Origin of the sequence: Rhodopseudomonas telluris, from assembly GCF_042432815.1 — a bacterium.
GTDB classification, from domain to species: domain Bacteria; phylum Pseudomonadota; class Alphaproteobacteria; order Rhizobiales; family Xanthobacteraceae; genus Rhodopseudomonas; species Rhodopseudomonas telluris.
Map to the genome: position 1 here is coordinate 888,463 of NZ_JBHLWM010000008.1, position 18,136 is coordinate 906,598.

20 protein-coding genes and 1 tRNA gene are annotated in these 18,136 nt (G+C 65.4%); 4 read left to right on the top strand and 17 right to left on the bottom strand.

All coding sequences use genetic code 11. From position 1 onward, the window contains the following. Positions 1–65: 65 nt before the first annotated feature. Positions 66–953 carry a Crp/Fnr family transcriptional regulator gene (locus tag ACFFJ6_RS21565; protein WP_378391683.1) on the top strand — a complete coding sequence of 296 codons (888 nt, stop codon included), beginning with the start codon at positions 66–68 and terminating at the stop codon, positions 951–953. 72 nt (positions 954–1,025) lie between these two features. On the opposite strand, the gene ACFFJ6_RS21570 is transcribed toward ACFFJ6_RS21565, so the two are convergent. Further along, entirely contained in the window at positions 1,026–1,856 is an 831-nt protein-coding gene (locus ACFFJ6_RS21570) for a TerC family protein (protein ID WP_378391685.1), read from the bottom strand. Between the two features lie 71 nt (positions 1,857–1,927). Further along, complete coding sequence (gene ndk, locus ACFFJ6_RS21575; protein WP_054164926.1) at positions 1,928–2,350, bottom strand: nucleoside-diphosphate kinase; 423 nt, start codon at positions 2,348–2,350, stop codon at positions 1,928–1,930. Between the two features lie 162 nt (positions 2,351–2,512). On the opposite strand from ndk, the gene ACFFJ6_RS21580 reads away from it, so the two are divergent. Next, complete coding sequence (locus tag ACFFJ6_RS21580) at positions 2,513–4,390, top strand: ABC-F family ATP-binding cassette domain-containing protein (RefSeq protein ID WP_378391688.1); 1,878 nt, start codon at positions 2,513–2,515, stop codon at positions 4,388–4,390. Between the two features lie 136 nt (positions 4,391–4,526). Here the strand turns inward: ACFFJ6_RS21580 and ACFFJ6_RS21585 are convergent. The 7 genes from ACFFJ6_RS21585 to ACFFJ6_RS21615 all read right to left on the bottom strand — a co-directional run bounded on the left by ACFFJ6_RS21585 (position 4,527) and on the right by ACFFJ6_RS21615 (position 9,334). Then, positions 4,527–4,604: transfer RNA gene (locus ACFFJ6_RS21585), tRNA-Pro, on the bottom strand. A gap of 94 nt (positions 4,605–4,698) precedes the next feature. Further along, positions 4,699–5,421 (bottom strand): MerR family transcriptional regulator, encoded by a 723-nt coding sequence (locus tag ACFFJ6_RS21590; RefSeq protein ID WP_378391690.1) that lies wholly within the window; start codon positions 5,419–5,421, stop codon positions 4,699–4,701. A 14-nt stretch (positions 5,422–5,435) separates the two neighbouring features. Beyond that, positions 5,436–5,813: an integration host factor subunit alpha gene (locus tag ACFFJ6_RS21595; RefSeq protein ID WP_378391692.1), complete on the bottom strand. Its 378-nt coding sequence runs from the start codon at positions 5,811–5,813 to the stop codon at positions 5,436–5,438. A 134-nt stretch (positions 5,814–5,947) separates the two neighbouring features. Continuing rightward, a complete protein-coding gene (locus tag ACFFJ6_RS21600; RefSeq protein WP_378391694.1) occupies positions 5,948–6,925 on the bottom strand; it encodes a beta-ketoacyl-ACP synthase III in 978 nt (325 codons plus the stop codon). Then, positions 6,922–7,983, bottom strand: coding sequence for a phosphate acyltransferase PlsX (gene plsX / locus ACFFJ6_RS21605; RefSeq protein WP_378391696.1), 1,062 nt, complete (start codon positions 7,981–7,983; stop codon positions 6,922–6,924). Before plsX ends, ACFFJ6_RS21600 begins: the two co-directional genes overlap by 4 nt. 237 nt (positions 7,984–8,220) lie before the next feature. Then, positions 8,221–8,778: a YceD family protein gene (locus ACFFJ6_RS21610; RefSeq protein WP_378391698.1), complete on the bottom strand. Its 558-nt coding sequence runs from the start codon at positions 8,776–8,778 to the stop codon at positions 8,221–8,223. Between the two features lie 16 nt (positions 8,779–8,794). Next, the gene (locus tag ACFFJ6_RS21615) at positions 8,795–9,334 is read right to left on the bottom strand and encodes a ubiquinol-cytochrome C chaperone family protein (protein ID WP_378391700.1); all 540 of its coding nucleotides are present in this window, start codon (positions 9,332–9,334) and stop codon (positions 8,795–8,797) included. A 98-nt stretch (positions 9,335–9,432) separates the two neighbouring features. On the opposite strand from ACFFJ6_RS21615, the gene ACFFJ6_RS21620 reads away from it, so the two are divergent. Continuing rightward, complete coding sequence (locus ACFFJ6_RS21620; protein WP_378391702.1) at positions 9,433–9,909, top strand: outer membrane protein assembly factor BamE; 477 nt, start codon at positions 9,433–9,435, stop codon at positions 9,907–9,909. A gap of 127 nt (positions 9,910–10,036) precedes the next feature. After that, entirely contained in the window at positions 10,037–11,032 is a 996-nt protein-coding gene (locus tag ACFFJ6_RS21625; RefSeq protein WP_378391704.1) for a Bug family tripartite tricarboxylate transporter substrate binding protein, read from the top strand. Positions 11,033–11,243: 211 nt separating this feature from the next. Here the strand turns inward: ACFFJ6_RS21625 and ACFFJ6_RS21630 are convergent, their stop codons facing one another. From ACFFJ6_RS21630 to ACFFJ6_RS21665, 8 genes are all read right to left on the bottom strand, one after another. Beyond that, on the bottom strand, positions 11,244–12,113 hold the full coding sequence (locus tag ACFFJ6_RS21630; RefSeq protein ID WP_378391706.1) for an alpha/beta fold hydrolase: 870 nt from the start codon (positions 12,111–12,113) through the stop codon (positions 11,244–11,246). 3 nt (positions 12,114–12,116) lie between these two features. Then, positions 12,117–12,272 carry a hypothetical protein gene (locus tag ACFFJ6_RS21635; protein ID WP_378391708.1) on the bottom strand — a complete coding sequence of 52 codons (156 nt, stop codon included), beginning with the start codon at positions 12,270–12,272 and terminating at the stop codon, positions 12,117–12,119. 171 nt (positions 12,273–12,443) lie between these two features. Further along, complete coding sequence (locus ACFFJ6_RS21640; protein WP_378391710.1) at positions 12,444–12,686, bottom strand: DUF2171 domain-containing protein; 243 nt, start codon at positions 12,684–12,686, stop codon at positions 12,444–12,446. 142 nt (positions 12,687–12,828) lie between these two features. Further along, the gene (locus tag ACFFJ6_RS21645; protein ID WP_378391713.1) at positions 12,829–14,949 is read right to left on the bottom strand and encodes a sodium-translocating pyrophosphatase; all 2,121 of its coding nucleotides are present in this window, start codon (positions 14,947–14,949) and stop codon (positions 12,829–12,831) included. 229 nt (positions 14,950–15,178) lie between these two features. Further along, positions 15,179–16,150, bottom strand: a complete 972-nt coding sequence (gene thiL, locus ACFFJ6_RS21650; protein ID WP_378392257.1) for a thiamine-phosphate kinase — start codon at positions 16,148–16,150, stop codon at positions 15,179–15,181. Positions 16,151–16,313: 163 nt separating this feature from the next. Further along, positions 16,314–16,820 (bottom strand): transcription antitermination factor NusB, encoded by a 507-nt coding sequence (gene nusB, locus ACFFJ6_RS21655; protein ID WP_378391715.1) that lies wholly within the window; start codon positions 16,818–16,820, stop codon positions 16,314–16,316. A 2-nt stretch (positions 16,821–16,822) separates the two neighbouring features. Next, on the bottom strand, positions 16,823–17,314 hold the full coding sequence (gene ribH / locus ACFFJ6_RS21660) for a 6,7-dimethyl-8-ribityllumazine synthase (protein ID WP_378391717.1): 492 nt from the start codon (positions 17,312–17,314) through the stop codon (positions 16,823–16,825). A gap of 212 nt (positions 17,315–17,526) precedes the next feature. Further along, positions 17,527–18,135 carry a riboflavin synthase gene (locus ACFFJ6_RS21665; RefSeq protein WP_378391719.1) on the bottom strand — a complete coding sequence of 203 codons (609 nt, stop codon included), beginning with the start codon at positions 18,133–18,135 and terminating at the stop codon, positions 17,527–17,529. Position 18,136 lies beyond the last annotated feature (1 nt).

Consider the following 18,136-nt stretch of genomic DNA (forward strand, 5'->3'; position numbering starts at 1 on the left):
CGACGGCCGGTCGCTCTTTCGGGTTCCATCACATGCGACAATTTTGAACACCTGCCGACGTGTTCATGCACCGTACAGTTGACTACTGTCCCGCCATGAATCGGCTGCGCCGGTTCCTTTCGCCCTCCACTCACCCCGCGCGCAAGGAGACCGTCCTGATCGTGTCCAGCGACATTCAAAGTTCCCCTATCCCGGTGAAGAACCGCATCCTGGCGCAGCTTCCGCCGGATGATCTGCTTGCCCTCCAGCCGATGCTCCGGCCGGTCGACTTCAGGGGACGCACCGTCCTGCAGGAAGCCAATCGGCGGGTGGACTACGTCCACTTCATCGAGGAAGGCCTCGTCTCGCAACTTGCCGGTAGCCGGACAGACTACGTCGAGACCGCGATGGTCGGCGTTTTCGGCTATGTCGGAGTTCCGGTGGTTCTCGGCAGTCCGATTGCATCGCAACGCTCGATCGCGTCGATGCCGGGGTCGGCGCTGCGCATCTCGGCGGACGACCTCACCGCAGTGCTGGCGAGCCGGCCACATATTCGCGAGCACCTGCTGCGCTACGTGCAAGCGCTGATCGCACAGAACACCCAGAGCGTGCTCTGTGCGGCACGGCATGAGATCAACCAACGCTTGGCGCGCTGGCTGCTTCTCGCCAACGACCGGATCCAGAGCGACGTCCTCTACATCACCCACGAGCTGCTGGCCGCCAGTCTCGGCGTCCGCCGAGCCAGCATCACCAACGCGCTCCTTCAGTTCGAAACGGAGGGCGTCGTTCAGAAGACCCGTGGCGCGGTCCGCATCATCGATCGCACTGGGCTCGAAAGTCGCGCCTGTGATTGCTACAGCGTCGTTCGTGACGCCTATGCCTGGACGCAGGCGTCCTCCCAGGACGGCCATTCGCATACCGGTTGCAGCCATGGCCATGCAGGCCACGGCGACATCATCGCAGGTACTGCCTGAGTTTTTCCCCGCGCCGCCATGCGGCGCGGGTCCAGCCCGCTTGAGATCAGGTCTGTAAAAGCCTGAAGACGATCAGGTCGGCTTCGCGGCTTCGTCGCCGCCGAGCGAAATCCGCCGCCAGATCGCGCCCGCGACCAGCACGAGCACCGCGCCGCAGAGCGCGAACAGATACTCTCCGACATTGCCCGGAACGGCAAAATCCGTTGCGAGACCGACGGTTCGGAACAGCCGGTCGATCTGCGCGCCGGGCCCGTCGAATGTCATCATCAGCGGATGGATCGCCGGATCTGTTGCGATCACCTCGCCGGCAACCCAGCCGAGCAGCGCCGCGCCGAGCCACACCAGCAGCGGCAGCTTTTCCAGCACCAGCATGATCAGCGCCGCGCCGGCGACGATCATCGGCACGCTGATCGCAAGGCCGAGGATCAGCAGCGGCACGCTACCATTGGCGGCGGCCGCCACGGCGATGACGTTGTCGAGACTCATGACGATGTCGGCGACGACCACGATCTGCACAGCGTGCCACAAATGCTTGCCGGACTGAACGCTGTCCTCGTCGTCGTTTTCGGGCACCAGCAGCTTGGCGGCGATCACCAGCAGCGCCAGGCCGCCGACCAGCTTGAGATACGGCCACTCCATCAGAGTGGCGACGATGCCGGTGAAGATGATGCGGAGAAACACCGCGGCGCCGGCGCCGAGGATCATGCCCCACAGCCGGTGCTGGGCGTTGAGGCCCCGGCAGGCAAGCGCGATCACCAGCGCGTTGTCGCCGGAGAGCAGCACGTTGATCCAGATGATCTTGCCGACGGACAGCCAGAACGCCGGCTGCTGGACGTCGCTTTTGAACTGGGCGACCAGCCCCGAAAGGGTGGCGGGGTCAAAGATGCTCAGAACCCAGTCCACAGTCCCTCACCGCGCTTGAAAAATGGCCGCGGCCGCAATCAGCGGTCCGCGACCATGGTTCGTCACAACGTTCAGCCGACGATTTCGTTGCCGGCGAAGAACTGCGCGATCTCGATCGCGGCGGTCTCCGGGGCGTCCGAGCCGTGCACCGAGTTCTCGCCGATCGACTTGGCGTGCAACTTGCGGATGGTGCCGTCGGCGGCCTTCGACGGGTCGGTGGCGCCCATCACGTCGCGATACTTGGCGATCGCGCCCTCGCCTTCGAGCACTTGCACGACCACCGGGCCGGAGGTCATGAAATCGACCAGCTCGCCAAAGAACGGGCGTTCCTTGTGCACGGCATAGAAGGTCTCGGCCTGGCCGCGGGTCATGTGGATCCGCTTCTGCGCCACGATGCGCAGACCGGCCTTTTCGATCAGGGCGTTGATCGCGCCGGTGATGTTGCGCTCGGTCGCGTCGGGCTTGAGGATCGAGAAAGTCCGCTGAATCGCCATGGAAGGTCCTTGAGAGCTAGGGCTGGAGTGAGTTGCGCGGCTTATATCGGCGCGGCTGCGGTCCGGCAAGCCGGAGCCGGCCGGCGCCGGCAGAATCGTGCCGCCGCCGATATTCGCCCCCTCGCCGGTTGCCTTTGCCGGCCGTCCCGGTCAAAACGCGGCATGCTCACCCTCTCCGACATTTCGGTCCGGATCGCCGGACGGCTGCTGATCGATCAGAGCACGGTGCAGATCGCTCCGGGCGCCCGGGTCGGCTTCATCGGCCGCAACGGCGCCGGCAAATCGACGCTGTTTCACGCCATCCGCGGCGAGCTGGCGACCGAGACCGGCCGCATCACCATGCCGCCACGCTGGACCGTCGGCAGCCTCGCCCAGGAGGCGCCGAACGGCCCCGAGACGCTGATCGAGGTGGTGCTCAAGGCCGACCTCGAGCGCCACGCGCTGCTGGAAGAAGCCGAAACCGCGCACGACCCCCACCGGATCGCCGAGATCCAAACCCGGCTCGTCGATATCGACGCGCACTCCGCCCCGGCCCGCGCCGCCGCGATCCTCAGCGGCCTCGGATTCTCGGCGGCGGATCAGGCCCGCTCCTGCTCGGAATTCTCCGGCGGCTGGCGGATGCGGGTGGCGCTGGCGGCGACACTGTTCGCGGCGCCCGATCTGCTGCTGCTCGACGAGCCGACCAACTATCTCGATCTCGAAGGCACTCTGTGGCTCGAGGATCACCTCGCCAACTATCCGCGCACGGTGATCGTGATCAGCCATGACCGCGATCTGCTCGACACCTCAGTCAACGAGATCCTGCATCTCGACCGCGGCCGGCTGGTCCACTTCCGTGGTACTTACTCGGCCTATGCGGAATTCCGCGCCAACAAGGAAGCGCTCGACGCCAAGAACGCCAAGCGCGAGGAAGCGCGGCGCAAGCACCTGCAGGAATTCGTCGACCGCTTCAAGGCCAAAGCCTCGAAAGCGCGCCAGGCGCAGTCGCGCGTCAAGATGCTGGAGAAGATGAAGCCGGTCACCCGGCTCGTCGCCGACGACGTGCCGGACATCGTCTTCACCCCGCCGGAAAAGACGCTGTCGCCGCCGATCCTCGCGGCCGACAACGTCACCGTCGGTTACGACCCGAAGCATCCTGTTCTGCGCAACGTCACGCTGCGGGTCGACACCGACGACCGCATCGCGCTGCTCGGCGCCAACGGCAACGGCAAGTCGACGCTGGTGAAACTGCTCGCCGATCGGCTCGCGCCGTTTTCAGGTTCGGTGACGCGAGCCGACAAACTCTCAGTCGCTTACTTCGCCCAGCACCAGCTCGATGAACTCAACGAGGACGGCTCGCCCTATGACCACATCCGGCGGCTGATGCCGGATGCGCCGGAGAGCAAGATCCGCGCCCGCGCCGGCTCCATGGGGTTCTCCGGCAAGGCCGCCGACACGCTGGTGAAAAGCCTGTCCGGCGGCGAGAAGGCGCGGCTGCTGCTCGGCCTCGCGACCTTCTTCGGCCCGAACATGATTATCCTGGACGAGCCGACCAACCATCTCGACATCGACAGCCGCGCCGCGCTCGCCGAAGCGATCAACGATTTCCCCGGCGCCGTGATCATGGTGTCGCACGATCGCTATCTGATCGATGCCTGCGCCGATCAGCTCTGGGTGGTCGCCGACCACAAGGTCAAACCCTATGACGGCGATCTCGACGATTATCGCCGCGCCGTGCTGTCGTCGCGCGGCGGACGGCCCGCACGCGATGCCAGGGAGCGTGGTGATAGCAGCGCCGCCGCCAAACCGGCGCAGCCGCGGCCGAAGAAGACCGTGCCGCTGAAGCAGCGGATCGCCGACGCCGAATCCGAGATCGAACGCATCACGGCAATCATCGACAAGATCGACGCTGCGCTCGCGCTGCCCGATCTGTTCACCCGCGACCCGAAGCAAGCCGCCCAACTTTCGACCGCCCGCGCCAATGCCCAGGCGGCGCTGCACAAGGCCGAGGAGCAATGGCTCGAAGCCAGCGCGGCGATGGACGAAGCGCAGGGGTCCTAGCGACGCGGACCGCGCATTGGAATTCAGATTGCTGGCGACGCGCGAGGACGCGCCATAGCTCGCGGCCCGTCGTCAATGTCGAAAAGTCGCTGTAAGGGCCAAAGCCCGCACTGAGTCCCAACGGACTGAGTGCAAATGGTCGGAGCGAAAGGATTTGAACCTTCGACCCCTAGTCTCCCAGACTAGTGCGCTAACCGGGCTGCGCCACGCTCCGATGCCGTTTCGGCCCTGATGCTGTAGCTTCGATTGGGCCGACGCGCAAGGCGGCAGGCGTCAAATGGCGGGTCCGGCACACACGAAACCGGCCGTCAGCCGTCCTTCATCACCGCGTCGAGGGCCTCGCGGCAGGCGATCAGATCCTGCAGCACGGCGCGCAGCGGCGCAAGATCGACGGGCGGCCGCGCTGGCGATGGACGCGCCGCGTGCAAATCCAGCGGCGGGAGTTTCAGCCGCGACGCCGGGGCGGCCATCGCCGGATGATCCTCATCTTCGTCCGCGTCGAGGACCGGGCTGTCAAACTCCGGTTCGTCGAAGGCGGGCTCCTGCCGCGTCTCCTGCCGTGCGGGACGGCTGGGCGGCGGCGCCGGCGCGGCGCGCAGATCCGGCTCGGCCATCGCCGCGTGCAGATCCAGACCTTCGTCCTCGCCCTCGTAATCATCGTCATCGAGGTCGATACCGTGGCCGAGCGCCGGCTCGTAGTCCTCCTCGGCGACGGTCCGGCCGATCGCTTCCTCGACGGCGCCGAAGGTGGCGCTCGCCTCGCTGTCGGCGAGCCGCTGCACCGACTTGATGCCGTGCTCCTTAAGGATGCGCTGGACGCCGCGGATGGTGTAGCCTTCGCCGTACAGCAGACGGCGGATGCCCTTGAGCAGATCGACATCGTCCGGCCGGTAGTAACGCCGGCCGCCCGATCGCTTCATCGGCTTGATTTGCGTGAAGCGCGTCTCCCAAAACCGCAGCACGTGCTGCGGAATGTCGAGCTCTTCGGCGACTTCGCTGATGGTTCGGAATGCATCCGGCGCTTTGTCCAAATGCAGTCTCCTCGTCAGGTGCCCGATGCCGACCCGGCGGACTCGGTCTTGTCCTCAGCCGCGGTGCTCGCCGATGTCGGCGCACCTGCGGTGCCATTGGCGTTGATACGCTGCTTGAGGATTGCCGACGGCTTGAACACCATCACACGCCGTGGCGAGATCGGCACTTCGGTCCCGGTTTTGGGATTACGGCCGATCCGCTGCCCCTTCTGACGCACCAGAAACGAGCCAAACGACGACAGCTTCACCGTCTCGCCCTTCTCCAGGCAGTCGGTGATCTCCTTCAACACCAGCTCGACAAATGCCGACGACTCCGTGCGCGACAGTCCCACCTTCTGGTAGACGGCCTCACATAAATCGACACGTGTAACTGTTCTTCCGGTCCCGGTCATCGCCCGCCCCGCCTCACGGCGAAATGAAAAATCCGTGCTGAAACTAAGGGTTTAACAATCGGCGGTCAACCTCCGCCAACATTCAGAATAGCACGGAACGCGATGGAAACACTGTTAAAACTTTACACGCGCTACTACCAGCGGAGCAGTGCAGCACCCCAGGTGAAGCCGCCGCCCATCGCTTCAAGCAGCACCAGATGGCCCTTCTGGATGCGTCCGTCGGCCACTGCGGTGGCCAGCGCCAGCGGAATCGAGGCCGCCGAGGTGTTGCCGTGACGATCCACGGTCATCACCACCTTCTGCGGTGCAATATGAAGTTTCTGCGCGGACGCGTCGATGATGCGCTTGTTGGCCTGATGCGGCACGAACCAGTCGACGTTGTCGGCACTGGTGCCGCTGGCGTTGAACGCGTCGACGATAACGCCGGTGATCATGCCGACCGCGTGCTTGAAAACTTCGCGCCCTTCCATCCGGAGGTGGCCGGTGGTCTGCGTCGTCGACGGCCCGCCATCGACATAAAGCTTGTGCTTGTGCGCGCCGTCAGAACGCAGATGCGTGGTGAGCACGCCGCGATCGGCCGACGTGCCCCAGCCTTCCTGCGCCTCGAGCACGATCGCGCCGGCGCCGTCGCCGAACAGCACGCAGGTGCCGCGATCATTCCAGTCGAGAATGCGGGAGAACGTCTCCGCCCCGATCACCAGCGCGCGCTTGGCGGAGCCGCCGCGCAGGAAGTTGTCGGCCGTCGCCACCGCGAACACGAAGCCCGAGCACACCGCCTGAATATCGAAGGCGACGCCGTGATGGATGCCGAGCGCGGCCTGGACCTGCGTGGCGGTCGCCGGAAAGGTGTGGTCCGGAGTCGAGGTCGCGAGCACGATCAGATCGATCGACTGCGCGTCAACGCCGGCATTGGCGAGCGCCGCCTGCGCGGCCTTGGTGGCGAGATGCGAGGTGTATTCGCCCTCGGCGGCAATGTGGCGCTCCCGGATGCCGGTGCGCTGCACGATCCACTCGTCGGAGGTATCGACCTTCGCGGCCAGTTCGGCGTTGGTGAGGACCCGCTCCGGTAGATAAGCCCCGCAGCCCAGCACAACCGAACGTACCACAGTCACGAGACAGCCTCCTGAGCGGGCGGCGTCGAGACCAGCGCGCCAGCTTCACGATTGAGCGTTTGATTGATCTTGGTCAGGAGATCGTAGCGGACCATGTCATAACCAACATCGACCGCATAGGCAAAGCCGTCGGCACTGGTTCCACCGTGGCTCTTGACCACGATTCCGTTAAGACCCAGGAAGACGCCGCCGTTGGACTTGTTGGGGTCCATCTTCTCTTTCAGCGCCTTGAAGGCGTCGCGGGCGAACAGATAGCCGATCTTCGAGCGCCAGGTCCTGGACATCGCGGCGCGCAGATATTCGCTAAGTTGCCGAGCGGTTCCTTCCGCGGCCTTCAGCGCGATGTTGCCCGAAAAGCCTTCCGACACGATCACGTCCGCGGCGCCCTTGCCGATGCCGTCGCCTTCGACGAAGCCGATGAATTCGAACCGTCGGGAATCCATCGCCCGCAGCAATTCGGCCGCCTCGCGGATCTCTTCGCCGCCCTTGATCTCCTCGACGCCGATATTGAGCAGGCCGACGGTCGGGCGTTCGAGATCGAACAGCACGCTGGCCATGGCGGCGCCCATCACGGCCAGAGCCTTCAAATGGTGAGCGTCGCCGCCGATGGTGGCGCCGAGATCGAGCACCACCGAATCGCCGCGCATTGTTGGCCAGGTCGCGGCGATGGCCGGACGGTCGATGCCGGGTAGCGTACGCAGGCAGAATCGCGCCATCGCCATCAGCGCACCGGTGTTGCCGGCGGAGACGGCAACGTCCGCGTCGCCCTTCTTCACCGCCTCGATCGCCTGCCACATCGACGATTTGTAGCGACCGCGCCGCAGCGCCACGCTCGGCTTGTCGTGCATCGCCACCGCGACATCGGTGTGAATCACCCGCGCAGATTTTCTCAGCGCAGCATGTGCGGCCAGCTCTTCTTCGATGGAGGCGCTGTCACCGAACAGCAGAAATTCCGCATCGGGGTGTCGGCCGAGCGCGATCGCGGCCCCTGGCACCACGACCGATGGACCGAAATCACCACCCATGGCGTCCAGTGCGATTCGAACCTTCTGGGGCATGCCGTTCCGGAAACCCGTTCGCTTGCGGCCTGAAGCGCTTGGCCGCGACTTGGAAATGCCCTGAGGCACGAAATGTCCAGGCACTTGGCGTGCAGCGCCGCACGCCTGATCGGGCCGGACAATAGCCGTTCCCGGCTCCGATACAACATCTTGACCGGGCAGATTTAAGTCGCATTCCGGCATGCGGAGAACACAGTCGCAATTGCGAATCCTGCGCGTTGGCGCGATCTCCGTCCGCTACTCGCCTTTCGGCTTACGCGCCGGCTTGGTCGAAGCCTTCAGCGCGCCAAGTGCGGCGAACGGATGCTCTTCGGGATCGTCCGCCTCGACGACCGGTTCGAACGATGCGTCCGGCTTGCGCGGATACGGATCGATGCCGAGAAACAGCGCATCGGCAGCGACCCGGCCGAGATCGATCACACCACGCTCGATCGCCTCCGGTGGATCGCCGGGATCGGGTTCGCCGTCGTCGTCCACGGTCTCGGACAGTTCGCGAATCTGCTCCGGCGGCACGAACATCAGGTCGACCGTCTCGTCGATCTTGCTGTCGATCGGATCGAGCGTCACCACGCAGACCTGCCCGACCGTCGCCTGCACACGCCCGGTGACATGCACGCGCCCACCGCTCAGAGGCGTCAGGTCGAAGCTGGCCTTCGCCGAACTCACGTCGCGCAGATCACCCAGCGTCGCCAGCGCGGCGCGCACTGGCTCGCTCGCCTCGATCTGCCGATGCAGCCCCGCGTCCGGAATCTGCATCACCACCACCGGCTCGCGCCAGGGATTGTCGCCGCTCATCTCGATGTCCTTCGTCTCAAGCAGAGGCCGGCGCGGCAAACCGCAACTCGCCGCTGCGCAATTTGGCCGGCTCGATGCCGTCCAGCGTGTCGATTGTCTTCCGGACATAGGAGGCCAGCCGGCGCGCATTTTCAATGTCTGCGCCGTCGAGAACGTTCCGGTTGAGTGCGATCGCCAGCGCCTCGTCGCCTTCGGTCATCGCCAGGTCGTAGGCGGCGGAGCGACCGTAGAATGCTTCGCCGAAGGCCTGCATGCGCTTGGGCACCGACAGGTCGCCGACCCCGAGTTCGCGCAGATTGGCGTCGAGATCGCTGCAGAAATAGTCGAACAGCGCCTGGGCGAAGGTCGAGGCGTCCTGAACCGCCCGAATCCGCCGCAGCACCAGCCAGAGATGGACGACGATCATCTCGAATCGGCCATTCACCGTGTCGGCGACGCCATATTGCTGGTAAAACGCCGGTTCTCGGGCTTGCGCCACGATCATGCCATAGATCGCCTCGATGGTGCCGCGCGACGGCGTCCGGGGCGGACGGAAGTGGTTGAACGGCCAGATCATTGTGGGTTCCTGACGCGGGCCCTTCGGGATTGCAATCCGAATGCCTGCCCGGTACGTCAACGCCTTGCGCGATGCAAGGGGATGGAGCCTGCTTTCGGATGAGACATTCGATCGAACGAAGCCGTCGCGGCGGCCTGCGCGCGGCGGTCCGTCGTGCCATCGGCCCGGCGCTCGCGCTGGGACTGCTCGGTGCCGGCCTGTCGGCCTGCACCTCTGAGCAATTCCAGAAGGGCTACATCCTGCCCAACGGCGCGCTCGAACAGATTCCGATCGGCGCCAGCCAGGATCAGGTGCTGATCGTGATGGGCACGCCGTCCACCGTCGCCACGCTGAACGGTGAAGTGTTCTACTACATTTCGCAGCGCTCGGAGCGCCCGGTCGCGTTCATGCCGCAGAAGGTGGTCGATCAGCGCGTCATCGCGATCTATTTCGACCAGAACCGCCAGGTCCGCCGTATCGCCAATTACGGCCTGCAGGACGGCAAGATCTTCGACTTCATCAGCCGCACCACGCCCACCTCCGGTCAGGAGATGAGCTATCTGGCGCCGCTGTTCAGGCTGATCAGTTTCCGTTGAACGGAAACTGATCACGACGCCGACGCGTCCGGCGGGGATGATCGAGCGCCGCGACAGCGCGGCGCTTGCCGGTGTGGGCCCCCGCCTCTAGGCTTCCTGAAAATACAAGCCTCAGGGAGTCAACGCCGTGACCTACCTTTCGCGCCGCCGTCTTCTCGGCGGAGCCGCCGCTCTGTCCGCCGCCGCCATCCTGCCTCGCCGCGCGCTCGGTGACTGGAAGCCGACCGAAACCATCCGCATCATCGTGCCCGCCGCTGCCGGCGGCTCGACCGACGTGATGGGCCGCCTGCTCGGACAGCAGTTGCAGGCATCTTGGGGCCAATCGACCGTCGTGGAGAATCGCTCCGGCGGTGGCGGCACCATCGGCACGGCCGAGGCCGCGCGGCAGAAGGGCGACGGCCACACCATCCTGGTCGGCAATCCCGGGCCGAACGCAATCGCGTACAGCATCTTCAAGAACCTCAGCTACAAGCCGGATCAGCTGCTGCCGGTCTCCAACATGATCCGGATTCCCAACATCGTCGCGGCGCATCCCTCGACTGGACTGAAATCGATCCCCGAACTGATCGCGTATCTGAAGGCCAATGCGGACAAGCTGACCTGGGGCTCGTCTGGCGTCGGCCAGAGCCCGCATCTCACCGGCGCCTGGTTTTTGCAGCTTACCGGACTGAAGATGACCCACGTGCCCTTCCGCGGCGCCGGCCCGGCGCTGCAGGCGGCGCTCGGCGGCGACATCCAGATTCTGTTCGACAACCTCTATCCGAGCCTGCCGCAGGTGCTCGACGGCAAACTCACCGGCCTCGCCGTCACCACCACCGACCGCAGCGATCAGGCGCCGCAACTGCCGACCGTGCGCGAAAGCGCGCCGGAGCTCGACAAGTTCGATGTGTCGTCGTGGTTCGGCGTCTTCCTGCCGAAGGGCGCATCGCCGGAGATCGTCGCGGCGCTCAACCAGCAGATCAAGCTGGTACTCGCGCGCGACGATGTCAAAAAGAACATCGCCACGATGGGCGCCCGTGCCGACTACGGGACGCCGCAGCAATTCCAGCAGTTCGTCGAGGCCGAGACCGCCAAGTTCAAGGGCATCATCGACCGCGAGGGATTGCAGATGGAAGTGAAGTAACAAAGCGGATCGAACTAACTTACCTCATCATTCAGACGCCGCCTCACCCGCAGCGTCATTTTGAGGTGCCAGCCGTGTCGCGCGCTCGCGCGGCGCGGCTGGCCTCGAAGGATGGGCCGCACGTTCTGTCGCAGTCCTCCTTCGAGCCTCGCTGCGCTTGCACCTCAGGATGACGACCGACCGCGCCGGACGGCCGAGTGCATCCTTCCGCTCACGCCAGCCCCTTTGTCCGCGCCCACTCAGCAATCAGCTCGTTGACGCGGTCGGGCGCGTCCTGCTGTACCCAATGCGAGACGCCGGGCAGTTTGCGCAGGGTGAAATCGGCGACGTGCTGCTCGTTGCCTTGCGTCAGTGCGATGTCGAGCGCGAGGTCGTCCTCACCCCAGATCATCAGCGTCGGCACGGTCAGCTTCGGATGCGTTCCCGCACCTCGTTCCAGCACAGGGAAGTTCGCACGGTAGTAATTGATCATGGCGGTCGCTGCGCCCGGCTCGATCGCGTTCTGCCGATAGATTTCGATCTGCGCGTCGGAGATCTTGCCGCTGTGCTGGCGGAACATTTGCGCGAGCGGCTTGCCGAGCTCGCGCGTCATCAGCCATTCCGGCAGCCACGGCAGCTGGAAGAACGCGACGTACCAGGACTTGCGCTTCTGCCGCCAACCATCGGCCAGCACCCGCGCGAAGACGTCCGGATGTGGTGCATTGAGGATGATCAGCGCGTCGAGCGCGAGCTTGCCGCGTAGCGCCGTCTGCCAGGCGATGACGCCGCCCCAGTCATGTCCGATCAAAATCCTGCGGCGGCCGCCCAGCACTGCAAACAGCGCAGCGACGTCGTCGGTCAGGTGATCGAGATGATAGGCGGCCTTGCCCGTCGGCCGCGACGAGCCGCCATAACCGCGCAGATCCGGCGCGATGGCGTGCCAGCCGAGACCGGCCAGAAACGGCAGTTGCCGCGACCACGACTGCCGCGCCTCCGGGAAGCCGTGCAGCAGAATCGCCGTTGTATCGCCCTCACCCGCTTGGTCGGTCGCGAAGGTCAGGCCATTGGCGGCAACCGTGGAGGTGCGGATCGAGGGCGCCACCGATCAGCTCGACTTGTTGATCTTCTTTATCTTGGCGTCGGTGGTCTCGATGGACGATGCCAGCTCGAGAATCGCCTTCGACAACAATTCGATCGCCTCCTTCTGATCCTGCGACTTCGACGCTCGCAGCGCGTAATTCTTGGCGGACGACAGCGACATTCGGTGGCTCCTCATTGGCATTCGAACCGCGCCAACCATCCATGCTTCGGAGCGCCGCGCAAGGGTGTGGCTGCTTGCCATGAGCCGCGCCACCAAACGAAGAGCCCCGCGATTTGCACCGCGGGGCTCTTGGCGAAATGTCTGCCTTGGCGCGACGACCAGGACCGAGACCTACTTTTCTTGCTCCATCGTCACCGCGACGCTGGCGTTGGCCGACAGCCGGACCTTGTCGCCTTCGACCTCGGCCACCAGGCCGCCGTCGATGAAGTGGTGGTGGCCCTTGTGGCTGCCCTCGCCGCTGTCCTTCTTGGTCAGCTTGATGCGGCTGCCCTCGACCTTGTCGACGGTGCCGACATGCGCACCGTCGGCGCCGATGACTTCCATATGCTCTTTGATTCCGCTTACGCCGCTCATGCGAGATTCCTTCCGAGAGTTGGGCACGGTTAACGCCCCCGGTTCCGATAGGTTCAATCGCAGGTGCCGCCCGAGTCCCCTTGAAACGAAAACCCCGCGGCTCGCGCCGCGGGGCTTTGTTTCAACCAACTGCCTCGGCGCGTCAGTGCGCCAGGATCGCCAGCAGCAAGAGCGCCACGATGTTGGTGATCTTGATCATCGGGTTCACGGCGGGGCCCGCCGTGTCCTTGTAGGGGTCGCCGACGGTGTCGCCGGTCACCGCGGCCTTATGGGCATCGGAGCCCTTGCCGCCGTGGTGGCCGTCCTCGATGTACTTCTTGGCGTTATCCCAGGCGCCACCGCCCGAGGTCATCGAGATCGCGACGAACAGGCCGGTGACGATGACGCCGAGCAGCATCGCGCCGACCGCCGAGAACGCCGCCGACTTGCCGGCAGGCCCACCGCCCGCGATCGCGTAGATCGCGAAGTAGACGAAGATCGGCGACAGCACCGGCAGCAGCGACGGGATGATCATTTCCTTGATCGCCGCCTTGGTCAGCAGATCCACCGCCTTGCCATAGTCCGGCTTGTCGGTGCCCTGCATGATGCCCGGCTTCTCGCGGAACTGACGACGCACTTCCTCCACGATCGCGCCCGCAGCGCGGCCGACCGCGGTCATGCCCATCGCGCCGAACAGATACGGCAGCAGACCGCCGAACAGCAGGCCGACCACGACGTAGGGGTTGTTCAGCGAGAAGTCCGGGGCGACGCCGACGAAGTAGGCGTTCTTGCTGGCAATGAAGAACTTGAGGTCTTCATTGTAGGCTGCGAACAGCACCAGCGCGCCGAGACCGGCGGAGCCGATCGCGTAGCCCTTGGTGACCGCCTTGGTGGTGTTGCCGACCGCGTCGAGCGCGTCGGTGGCCTTGCGCACTTCCTTCGGCAGGCCGGCCATTTCGGCGATGCCGCCTGCGTTGTCAGTGACCGGGCCGAAGGCGTCGAGCGCCACGATCATGCCGGCCAGCGCCAGCATCGTGGTGGTGGCAATCGCGATGCCGAACAGGCCCGCGAGGCTGTAGGTGATCAGGATGCCGGCGATGATCACGATCGCGGGCAGCGCGGTCGATTCCATCGAGATGGCGAGTCCCTGGATCACGTTGGTGCCGTGGCCGGTGACCGAGGCTTGGGCGATCGACTTCACCGGACGGAAGTCGGTGCCGGTGTAGTACTCGGTGATCCAGATGATCAGGCCGGTGACGGCGAGACCAACGACGCCGCACAGGAACAGCGACATGCCGGTGTAGGCGACGCCCGGCAATGCACCGAACCCGACCAGCCAGTAGATCGCGCCCGCGACGCCGAACAGCGACAGCACGCCGGTGGCGATCAGGCCTTTGTACAGCGCCCCCATGATCGACTGCGAGGCGCCGAGCTTGACGAAGAAGGTGCCGATGATCGAGGTGATGATGCAGATGCCGCCGATGGCGAGCGGCAGCGTCATCACGTTCTGCAGCTGGGTCTTGTCGGCCGCGCCGAAGAAGATCGCGGCGAGCACCATGGTGGCGACGGCGGTCACCGCATAGGTCTCGAACAGGTCGGCCGCCATGCCGGCGCAGTCGCCGACGTTGTCGCCGACGTTGTCGGCGATCGTGGCCGGGTTGCGCGGATCGTCTTCGGGAATGCCGGCTTCGACCTTGCCGACAAGGTCACCGCCGACGTCCGCACCCTTGGTGAAGATGCCGCCGCCGAGACGGGCGAAAATCGAGATCAGCGAGGCGCCGAAGCCGAGCGCGACCAGCGCGTCGACCACGGTGCGGCTGTTGGCCGCCAGACCCGCGAAGTGGATCAGGTAGATGAAGTACAGGGTGACGCCGAGCAGTGCGAGACCCGCGACGAGCAGGCCGGTGATCGCACCCGCCTTGAAGGCCAGTTCGAGGCCGCCGGCGAGCGAGGTCGTCGCCGCCTGCGCGGTGCGAACGTTGGCGCGAACCGAGACGTTCATGCCGATGAAGCCGGCGGCGCCCGACAGGATCGCGCCGATGGCGAAGCCGATCGCGACCAGAACGCCGAGGAAATAAGCGAGCAACGCGAAGATCACCACGCCCACGATGGCGATGGTCATGTACTGGCGCTTCAGATAGGCCTGCGCGCCTTCACGCACCGCGGCGGCGATTTCCTGCATCCGCGCGTTGCCCTGGTCTGCAGCGAGTACTGAAGACGTCGCCCACGCGGCGTATACGATCGCAAGAGCTCCGCAGAGCACGATCACCCATAAAGCTGTCATTCCCTGATGCCTCAGTCCCGAGTTTCACCCCCGTGCCTGCAACGCGGGAGCGATGCGGGCGCGCAACAAGATGGCCTGCCCTCTTCCCGGGGCAGCCTCAAATCGGTGCGAACCTTGCCGCAATCACGGGTGCTCTGCAATCGCTGCGAATGGATGAACGCGGGCTTTTCCCGCCGCCTCGGACCAATTCCAGAATGACCCTCAGCTTGCGATTACCTGTCACTAACCGTCAGAAATGACTGTACGACAAAGCTGTCAGCGAAACTTCACAACCATTCGCATCGAGCCATTGCGGTGCAGCAGTTCCGCTTGCTGCAGTGCCGATGACTGCGACCGGAACTGATGATCGTTGCGCCGCAGCAAGGAAAGAGTCGAGCTGATCTGCTGCGACGCCGCAAAGTAATTCGTAGTCATCGCCACCGCTGAGAATGCGTTGCAGTGCAGCGGCGCTGCTGTTGATCATCCGGTGCGCCGCCAATGACATTGGGACGGCCGTCGCATCAAGCACGGCGGTGACGCCGGAGGCGGCGCACATCTTGGCGAGATCGCCCGCGAGGCCGTCGGAGACATCCATCGCCGCGCGGGCATGAGCGCGCACTGCCTCGGCCAGCGCCGAGCGCGGCTGCGGCTCGCGATAGCGGCCGATCAGGAAGGCGCGATCCGCCTCGCTCGTCGCGACAGCCCGCCCCTGCAGCAAATCGAGCCCGAGCGCCGCATCCCCGATCGTCCCGCTGACCACGATCCGATCGCCGGGCTGCAGGGCGTCGCGGCGAACCATCGTGCCGGGCGGCACCCGGCCGAAGGCGGTGACAGAGATCATCATCGGTCCCGGAGTCGACACCGTGTCGCCGCCGAGCAGCGGGCAGCCATAGGCGAGCGAGTCGGTGCCGAGGGCTTCGGCAAATGGCGCGAGAAACGACTCATCGGCGTTACGCAGGGCCAGCGTCAGCAGGAAGCCGGCCGGCGTCGCGCCCTTGGCGGCGAGATCGGACAGATTGACCCGCAGCGCCTTGCGGGCGATCGCCGCCGGTGGATCGGTTGGCAGATAATGCACGCCCTCGACGATCGCGTCGGTGGTCAGCACCAGGTCGCTGCCCGACGCCGCCAGCACTGCCGCGTCGTCCACCAGCCCCCGCGCGCCCGGATCGGTCGCGAGCGGCTTGAAATAGCGGGCGATCAGGTCGTCTTCACCGGAGGGCATGGGCATCCACACGCTGCAGTCATTCCGGGATGCGCCTCTATTTGGGCGCAAGCCCGAATTTAGGCGCAGGCCCGAAATCCATACGCCCTGCAGTGGTTATGGATTCCGGACTTGATCGCGTCGCTCGCAATCCGGACTGACAACCGAAATGCGGTCGGATCGATTACTTCGTAAACTCATCCGCGCGAAACTGCCGCGCGATCTGATCCAGCACGGCGTTGACCATACCGGTTTCGTCCGGCTCGACGAAGGCGTGCGCGACATCGACATATTCGGAGACGACGACGCGCGCCGGGATGTCCTTGCGGTGTTCGAGCTCATAGGCGCCCGCACGCATCACCGCGCGGATGATGGCGTCGATCCGCGCCAGCGGCCAGCCCTTGGCCAGCGCCTCGTCGATCAGCGGATCTAGCGTCTTCTGGTCGCGCACCACGCCGGAGACGACGTCGCGGAAGAACGCAGCCTCGGCCGGCAGGTACTGATCCCCCTCGACCTCGTTGCCGATCCAGTGGCTCTCGAATTCGGCGAAGGTGTCGTCGATGCCGGCGCCGCCGATGTCCATCTGGTACAGCGCCTGCACGGCCGCGAGCCGCGCTGCGCCACGCCGGTTGGCCTTGCGCTCGCCGGCTTTGGGCTGCGGCCGAAACGGTTTGCGGGGTTGCTCGGCCATCGTCAGGCCTTTGCCAGCCGGCGCTTGATCCGCAGCATCGCCAACGCGGCGCGCGCGGCGTCGCCGCCCTTGTTGAGATCGCCCGGCTTGGCGCGTGCCCAGGCCTGCTCGTCATTGTTGACGGTGATGATGCCGTTGCCGAGCGGGAATTTGCGAGCGACGCTGAGGTCCATCAGCGCACGCGCCGATTCCATTGACACGATCTCGAAATGGATGGTCTCGCCGCGCACCACGCAGCCCAGCGCGATCGCCGCGTCGTAGGGCTTGCCGGCGGCTTCCGCGGCATCGACCGCGATCGCGACCGCGGCGGGAATTTCCAGCGCGCCGGGCACGGTGAGCACGTCGTGCGTCGCGCCGGCCGCCTTCAGCTCGGCGATCGCGCCTTCCAACAACGCGTCCTGGATGTCGTCATAGAACCGCGCCTCGACGATCAGGACGCGCGCGCCCGAAATGTCGGTCTGGTCTTTCAAGGGAGCGCGCCGCGCGTCTGCCATGGGTGTTTCTTCTTCGATCCGTTTGCTGTCACTCGGCCGGCCCGGACCTCATCCTGAGGAGCGGCCGTCAGGCCGCGTCTCGAAGGCTGAGCGCCACGGTGCTCGTGGTTCGGGACGGCGCTTCGCGCCTCCTCGCCATGAGGGCCCGGGGGTTGTAGGCGGAGGCCGGGGCAAAGCCAAGCCCGCCAAGGCCGATGGTGCCGCCCTGCCGCCTATTTCATCTCGCTCAGCCGCGCCGCATAGCGCGCCATCAGGTCGACTTCGAGATTGACCGCGCTGCCGACCTGCCAGCCGCCCAGGATGGTGGCGGACAGCGTGTGCGGGATGATCAGCACCGAAAACCGCGTGCCGTCGACAGTATTCACGGTCAGCGAGGTGCCATCGAGCGTGACCGAGCCCTTGGCGGCGATGAAGCGCGCCAGCTCGCGCGAGGTCTCCAGGGTGAACCGCGCCATGTCGGGCAGCTCTTCGCGCGCCACGATGGTGGCGATGCCGTCGACATGACCGGTGACGATGTGGCCGCCCAGCTCGTCGCCGATCTTCAGCGCGCGCTCGAGATTGAGCTTGGTACCGGCCGCCCAGGCGTTCGCGGTAGTCTTGGCCAACGTTTCGGCGCCGGCATCAACCTCGTACCAGGTGGTGCCGCCCTCGACGCCCGACCCGACCACGGTCATGCAGATGCCATTGCTGGCGATCGACGCGCCATCGACGATCGTCGATTGGTCGTAGGTGCAGCGGATGCGCAATCGGTGCAGCTGGCCCTGAGCGACCGGCTGGACGGTTTCGATCTCGCCGATGTCGGTGACGATGCCGGTAAACATG

Bases quoted from the DNA above. Each gene is read 5' to 3' on its own strand.
- ACFFJ6_RS21665 (WP_378391719.1), bottom strand. From the start codon at position 18,135: ATGTTTACCGGCATCGTCACCGACATCGGCGAGATCGAAACCGTCCAG.
- plsX (WP_378391696.1), bottom strand. From the start codon at position 7,983: ATGCCCCAGAAGGTTCGAATCGCACTGGACGCCATGGGTGGTGATTTC.
- ACFFJ6_RS21580 (WP_378391688.1), top strand. From the start codon at position 2,513: ATGCTCACCCTCTCCGACATTTCGGTCCGGATCGCCGGACGGCTGCTG.
- ACFFJ6_RS21645 (WP_378391713.1), bottom strand. From the start codon at position 14,949: ATGACAGCTTTATGGGTGATCGTGCTCTGCGGAGCTCTTGCGATCGTA.
- ACFFJ6_RS21595 (WP_378391692.1), bottom strand. From the start codon at position 5,813: ATGACCGGGACCGGAAGAACAGTTACACGTGTCGATTTATGTGAGGCC.
- ndk (WP_054164926.1), bottom strand. From the start codon at position 2,350: ATGGCGATTCAGCGGACTTTCTCGATCCTCAAGCCCGACGCGACCGAG.
- ACFFJ6_RS21620 (WP_378391702.1), top strand. From the start codon at position 9,433: ATGAGACATTCGATCGAACGAAGCCGTCGCGGCGGCCTGCGCGCGGCG.
- thiL (WP_378392257.1), bottom strand. From the start codon at position 16,150: ATGCCCTCCGGTGAAGACGACCTGATCGCCCGCTATTTCAAGCCGCTC.
- ACFFJ6_RS21610 (WP_378391698.1), bottom strand. From the start codon at position 8,778: ATGAGCGGCGACAATCCCTGGCGCGAGCCGGTGGTGGTGATGCAGATT.
- nusB (WP_378391715.1), bottom strand. From the start codon at position 16,820: ATGGCCGAGCAACCCCGCAAACCGTTTCGGCCGCAGCCCAAAGCCGGC.
- ACFFJ6_RS21640 (WP_378391710.1), bottom strand. From the start codon at position 12,686: ATGAGCGGCGTAAGCGGAATCAAAGAGCATATGGAAGTCATCGGCGCC.
- ACFFJ6_RS21565 (WP_378391683.1), top strand. From the start codon at position 66: ATGCACCGTACAGTTGACTACTGTCCCGCCATGAATCGGCTGCGCCGG.
- ACFFJ6_RS21615 (WP_378391700.1), bottom strand. From the start codon at position 9,334: ATGATCTGGCCGTTCAACCACTTCCGTCCGCCCCGGACGCCGTCGCGC.
- ACFFJ6_RS21635 (WP_378391708.1), bottom strand. From the start codon at position 12,272: ATGTCGCTGTCGTCCGCCAAGAATTACGCGCTGCGAGCGTCGAAGTCG.
- ribH (WP_378391717.1), bottom strand. From the start codon at position 17,314: ATGGCAGACGCGCGGCGCGCTCCCTTGAAAGACCAGACCGACATTTCG.